General features: G+C 66.2%; 9 protein-coding genes. 3 read left to right on the top strand and 6 right to left on the bottom strand.

What is annotated here, in order from left to right; all coding sequences use genetic code 11:
- Positions 1-254: 254 nt before the first annotated feature.
- From FFT21_RS27950 to FFT21_RS30165, 3 genes are read right to left on the bottom strand one after another with little or no spacing between them, the layout of a single operon-like run.
- Positions 255-425: a DUF397 domain-containing protein gene (locus FFT21_RS27950; protein WP_137816903.1), complete on the bottom strand. Its 171-nt coding sequence runs from the start codon at positions 423-425 to the stop codon at positions 255-257.
- Positions 418-1,032 (bottom strand): DUF5753 domain-containing protein, encoded by a 615-nt coding sequence (locus tag FFT21_RS27945; RefSeq protein ID WP_225978834.1) that lies wholly within the window; start codon positions 1,030-1,032, stop codon positions 418-420. The genes FFT21_RS27950 and FFT21_RS27945 overlap by 8 nt, the downstream gene beginning before the upstream one ends.
- Positions 969-1,274, bottom strand: coding sequence for a helix-turn-helix domain-containing protein (locus FFT21_RS30165; protein WP_225978833.1), 306 nt, complete (start codon positions 1,272-1,274; stop codon positions 969-971). The genes FFT21_RS27945 and FFT21_RS30165 overlap by 64 nt, the downstream gene beginning before the upstream one ends.
- Positions 1,275-1,419: 145 nt before the next feature.
- Between FFT21_RS30165 and FFT21_RS27940 the strand changes: the two genes are divergently transcribed.
- The 3 genes from FFT21_RS27940 to FFT21_RS27930 all read left to right on the top strand — a co-directional run bounded on the left by FFT21_RS27940 (position 1,420) and on the right by FFT21_RS27930 (position 2,629).
- Positions 1,420-1,818, top strand: coding sequence for a hypothetical protein (locus FFT21_RS27940; protein WP_137816902.1), 399 nt, complete (start codon positions 1,420-1,422; stop codon positions 1,816-1,818).
- Position 1,819: 1 nt separating this feature from the next.
- Entirely contained in the window at positions 1,820-2,062 is a 243-nt protein-coding gene (locus tag FFT21_RS27935; RefSeq protein ID WP_137816901.1) for a hypothetical protein, read from the top strand.
- A 243-nt stretch (positions 2,063-2,305) separates the two neighbouring features.
- On the top strand, positions 2,306-2,629 hold the full coding sequence (locus FFT21_RS27930; protein ID WP_137816900.1) for a hypothetical protein: 324 nt from the start codon (positions 2,306-2,308) through the stop codon (positions 2,627-2,629).
- A gap of 224 nt (positions 2,630-2,853) precedes the next feature.
- Here the strand turns inward: FFT21_RS27930 and FFT21_RS27925 are convergent, their stop codons facing one another.
- From FFT21_RS27925 to FFT21_RS30850, 3 genes are read right to left on the bottom strand one after another with little or no spacing between them, the layout of a single operon-like run.
- Complete coding sequence (locus FFT21_RS27925; protein WP_137816899.1) at positions 2,854-4,095, bottom strand: ATP-grasp domain-containing protein; 1,242 nt, start codon at positions 4,093-4,095, stop codon at positions 2,854-2,856.
- On the bottom strand, positions 4,092-5,321 hold the full coding sequence (locus tag FFT21_RS27920) for an MFS transporter (RefSeq protein WP_225978832.1): 1,230 nt from the start codon (positions 5,319-5,321) through the stop codon (positions 4,092-4,094). Before FFT21_RS27920 ends, FFT21_RS27925 begins: the two co-directional genes overlap by 4 nt.
- Positions 5,318-5,476, bottom strand: a complete 159-nt coding sequence (locus tag FFT21_RS30850) for an alpha/beta hydrolase (protein ID WP_225978835.1) — start codon at positions 5,474-5,476, stop codon at positions 5,318-5,320. Before FFT21_RS30850 ends, FFT21_RS27920 begins: the two co-directional genes overlap by 4 nt.
- Between the last annotated feature and the right edge of the window lie 14 nt (positions 5,477-5,490).

Below are 5,490 nucleotides of genomic sequence, written 5' to 3'. Positions count from 1 at the left end.
ATCGATATGGCTTGTGAGCGAATCGGTGGCATCTTGTAGTGCCGCAAAGTCGACCACTAATCGATCCACGCGGACCCCCGTAGGAAAACTGCCTACCCTGCGTCGCGGGGGAGTGTAGTGGACCTGCCGACCGTAGGGGGAACCTTTGCGGAACATCCTCCCGTTGCGTGGCTCACGCGAACGGGGCGGGCTAAGGACGAGTTGCGGAGACCAGGACCCCCGGTGCGGTCACCCGGGGGTCCTGGTGGGTCCGTTCAGCGGGCGAACTTGCCGGCCTTGATGGCACGGACGAGGGCGGCTACGTCTGCGCGTAGCACCTCGCCAGTGGGGTTCTTGCTGTCCCGGATCGCATCTAGTGTGGCGGCGATCTCGACGCAATTCTGCTCCGGATGTGAACGGCGAGACTTCCGCCAACGGTTATTCACGGGAATCCTCCAATTCCTCGATCACCTTGGAGATAAAGGCGGACGAGTCGGCGGCATTCATCGCAATGGCGCGCAGCTTGTCTGCCGCCTTGCGGTATCGTTCGACTTCGTGCTTGTGGGGAATGAATGCGGCAGAGCTGTAGTGTTCAAGGTAGACAACAGAGGGCGTATCGGGAAAGTCGTACAGCACGAATGGGCCGGCCAGTCCGGGATGCCAGCCAATGCGTGCCGGCACGATCTGCACCGCGATGTTGGACCGTTCGGCAATTTCGCGCAGATGGTGAAGCTGGTGCTCCCTGACCGGAACCGACCCGATGGTCTCGTAGAGCGCGGCCTCGTCGAGTAACGCGACGTAGTCCACGGGGTCATGGCGAGTAATTACCTCGCAGCGGCCGGATCGGACCATCACGCGGATATCGATGTCGTCCTGCTTTATGCCGGCCGACTGCATGATTGCCCGGGTATATTCCGGAACCTGGAGCAGTCCTGGAACAATCCCCGGTGACCACTCGGTGATCGCGGTTGCCGAGCGCTCGCATTCGATTACCCCGGCCAACTCATGCGAGATGCCCTCGACGCCGACCGTGAGCCAGTTCCGCTCGCGCACGTTATACGTGCTAGCTCGACGATTCGGTTTCTTTCAGTCGCTGGCGTGCCAATGGCGGTGAGGACCATCACGACGGATTCCAGCCGCGGAACACGGCGGCCATTTTCCCACAAGGACAGATCGGTGTGGCTGATCTGAATTTTGCGTGCTAACTCGCGCAAGCCGATGCCGCTGGCGAGGCGCGCCTCCCGTAAGGCGGCGCACAGAGCCTTGGCTCGCGGCGTGTCGGCGGTTGCACCCATGAAACACCATCCTACCGGGTGATCGGAGCAGTCGATCACTCAATAAGAGCACTGGTGGTTCATTCTGGCAACCGGCGAAGGTGGTTGGCAACCAAGCCTGATCGGGCTGCGCGAGTAGCTACCAATGGCCGAGCGCGGAGGCGCCATGTCAGACCAACACATACTGCCAGAGCTGCCGGTGATGCAGGGAGCCGGTGCCGTTGTGGCCATGTGGCCGCCGGGCGCCGGCCACGCCCTCGACCCGTACTCGGCGGTGGTGGAGTACCCGGTGCTGGAGCCGCTGTTGGCGTTGTGCGAGCGGGCGGACAGCGGGTGGGTGTTCCGCCACAAGCGTGGCCGATCCGGCGAGGTCACGGCCATTCAGGGCGTCCGGATTGTGGAGGGCAGCCACATGGACGTGGTGCGGATCGTCTCGCATGAGCGTGTGGTGGTCGCGCGGGCGTGGTTGGTCGGCGAACGGGCCGGCGAGTTCATGCTCAACGTCGAAGGACGACCGGAGAAGGTCATCCCGATCCTCATCTCCCTCCCGGATCGGGAGGTATGACATGGCGGGCCAACACGTCGACCGGCCCGGTAACGAGTGGGGCGTCACGGTGGCGGAGTTGATCCGGCGGATCGCGGCCGAAGGTTTCCCGACCCGGCTGGCGTGGCCGGCCACCGACCGCGATGCGCCGTTCCAGCAGGTGCGGTGGTCGGTGGACGACTGCCCGACTGGCTACCTGCCGAAGGTCCAGCCGGGGGAGGACCGGCCCGTGCTCCCCCTCGCGGCGCTGCGACACGTGTCGTGAGGGGTTGAGACGCCGACGAAACCCGAAAGGCAGGTGATCCCTATCGAGAGCTGACGCGCTCCCAGGGCAACGCATGTTCCGCCGAACCCTCCCGGCCGTCCGCCTCCTCGACCGGCGATTCCCCGGCGGCCGGGAGGTCCTATATGCGCCATTCACCACCGTCATCGCCCACGGCAGACAACCCCGAACCCGCGCCGCCGTCAACAGCCGTTGGCGGCCGACAAGAACGGAGCCAGCATCCCCATGAGCGACCACGCCCGGTCCGCATCCGATGTCCCCGGCCCCACCGCCGCCGACGTGTGCGCGCTGATCGCCCGGCGGCTCGACGGCACCACGGCCGACCAGTGGCCGGGCCGCTTCTACGCCTACGGCGCCGACCCGCGCGACACCGTCCTCGTGCCCGCGCCGACCAGTACTGGGCTGCTGGTCGTCCACAACGGACAGCCGCGCTGGTTCGAGACGAATGTCCGCGCCCTCGACCGCTCGGCCCCCGCCGACGTCTACCGGCTCGACCCCGACCAGTTGATCACGCTGGCCCGCCGAGCCGGCCTGCCCTCACCCTGGTGACCCTGCGGTCGTGAGTTGGCTGGCCGGCATCCGACCAGCCCACGGCAGTGAACCGGCCCGGTGTTCGGCTAATGGCTGTTACCACGCTCGCGTGCATCAAGTGCGTCCAGTACCGGTGGTCGAGTCCTGCTTCCTCGCCACCAACGGATTCGACGCCGTCATCACTCAGCCCCCTCGTGCCGTGCCGGCGGCCACCATAATCGCCAAACCTCACGGCCTTGGCATTAGTCCTCGAGTACGAGGAGGGCGCAGCGGTCGTCCAAGTCGAGTACGTGCTCGGTGTCGCGCTTCAGCCTCTCGAGGTCGGCGTTGGCGAGGACCACCCGGCCGTAGGATGTGATCAAGTCGGTTGTCTTCGGGACATGATCGCCGGGGACTTGGCCGCAGGTGTCGAACAGGAAGCTGTCCAGCTCACCGCAGAGCTCGCGCACGCGGTTCGCCCGGACCACGCCTTTCCGGGCGGAGCTGAGGAAACACTCTACGACGCCCTTGTGCAGCTTCGGCTGCGTCTGCGTCACGAGGTGGAACACCTCTGGCGCCACGCGGGATGCGAGCGCCAGGTCGATCAGCGAATGCGTCGACGACGCCTCGACGAGCTTGGGACCTTGGCCGCCGTGCATCCGGGCGCCGGTCTCGATGAGCGTCGGGCCCTCCGCGGTCACGATGATCTCGCTGTGCGCGGGCCCGTGGTCGATACCCAGCGCGGTGAGCGCCTGCCTGACGTATTCGACGATCTCGGGATACTCGCCGACCTCGACCGACGACATCGTCCGGTACACCGGCGACCCGTGCACGGTCTCCTTGGCGTACCGGAACATGTTCACGACGAAGTGCGTGCCGTCCAGCGAGACCGAGTCGACGACGAACTCAGGACCGATCAGCCGTTCCTCGACGAGCAGGTCGTTGATCGTCTTTCCGGAGAAGTCGGAGCGCCCGAACAGCTTGTCGCATGCGACGCGGACTTCTTCGAGGCTGGAACAGAAGAACACGCCGTCGGTGCCGAACGAACGTACCGGTTTTACGACGAACTCCGCCAGCCCGCTGGACGCACACCAGTCCACAATGGACTTCGTGTTCGAGCCCTGGTGGTGCGGGATGTGGCGGACACCCGCGTCGGCCAGGCGGCGCTGCATGAGGAACTTGTCCCGGCGCGCCGCCGACTCGCCGGAGTTGGGCCGCAGGTCCCAGTGCGTGGCGAGGGTGTCGAACACCTCCACGCCGGGCTCCGACCCGCAGAGGATGTACTTCGGCTTGCCACCACAGAGCTTCTCGACCGCTGCGACGGTCTCCGGGACATCGGTGAACGTCACCTCGCCGACGAAGTCGCCCGGTACGTAGCTGCGGGTGACGCTGGCCGGCAGGGCGGTGGAGGTGATTACGGCGATCGAGTCGATGCCGTAGAGTTCACGAGCGCGACGCGCGAAGACGGCGCCGCTGGAAAACGGGTCGACGATGACGAGTGTCATGCGGCCTCCAAGGACTTGGTCTCTTCCACGGGCACCGGTGCGGGCTTGGCGTCGCGTACCAGGGTCATCGTGAGCGACCCGACGAGCGCGCAGGCCGCGGACACCCAGAGAGTGGCCTGCCAGCGGCCGCCGTCGAGCAGCGCGCCGTAGACCGCGGCGGCGACCGCACCGCCGAGGTAGAACGAGGACTGCCGCAGACTGATCGACACGAGCTGCCGCGGCCGCGCGAAGCCCGCGACGGCGAGCGTGTCCAGCAGCGGCATCAGGCCGTAGTTGAGCAACAGCCGGGCCAGGTACAGCACGACGAACAGCGTCAGCGGGATAACCAGCGACTGCAGCAGCAGCCCGATCACCACGAACACGCCGATCATCGCGGCGCTTGGCCGTAGCGAGAAGCGCTTGACCACCAGCGGCGCGAAGATGGCGCCGACGATGCTGACGAGCTTGTCTACGCCGAGGATCAACGAGATCTCGCTTACTGGAAGCCCGTACGCCTGGGAGAACACGACGTTCGCGAACCGGAAAACCAGCGCGATCGACGCGCCGAGGAAGCCGGCAGCAATGAAGATGAAGACCAAATTGCGGGCCTCGCCGGGCTGGCGGTCGCCGGTCGCGACCGTCTTTGGGGGCTCGGCGGTGACGTGTGCGGACGGGATTCGCAGCGCGAGCATCACCAGTGCCGCGGCCAGCGCCGCGAAGAGAAGGATCTGGTATTTCGTCAGGTTGTCGGTGTGGATCCGCTCGGTGCCCAGCGAAACGATCGTCGACCCCAGTGTCCCCGCGCCGAGGTAGCAGATGAAGAATGCGCTGAACAGCCTGGTCCGGGCGCCGTCGGAGACGTGCGCGCCGGCGATGGAGTTGCCCACCGAGAGCAGCGCCAGCATCCCGGCGAGAATCAGGCTGAGCACGATCGCCGCGGTCGGGACCGAGCCGACGAACGGCAGCGCGGCAAACGGGAGCGCGTACAGCATGGCCGCGCCTATCAGCAGATGCCGTTGGGAGACAAAGCGTCCCAGCAGTAGCAGCGGCACGACCGCGACGGCCATCGCGCCGGTTGCGACGGCGTAGATGACGCCCGCGTCGGCCTCGTGGAGGCCGCGTTCGGCGAGGTAGAAGTTGAAGACTGTGTCGAAGATCGCGTTGGCCAGCCCCATGAAGAAGGAGGCGGCGAGGTAGAAGTACACGGGCCTCGGCACGGCCGCGAGCCGGATGCGCACGCCGTTCACGTCCTGATCTCCAGAATGCGTCCGGCAATCCGCTCGATCACCGTCACGATGTGGTCCCATTGCCCGAAGCCGTCGTCACTGGCGAGGTGCCCGCCGCCTGGTACGACCTCGATGCTGCCTCCCCACGCCTCGGCCAGCGCATACCCGCGCTCCAGCGTCAGGTGCGGGT

The sequence above is a fragment of the Gandjariella thermophila genome (genome assembly GCF_005405885.1).
Lineage (GTDB): Bacteria > Actinomycetota > Actinomycetes > Mycobacteriales > Pseudonocardiaceae > Gandjariella > Gandjariella thermophila.
This window is presented reverse-complemented; position numbering and strand designations above follow the sequence as displayed.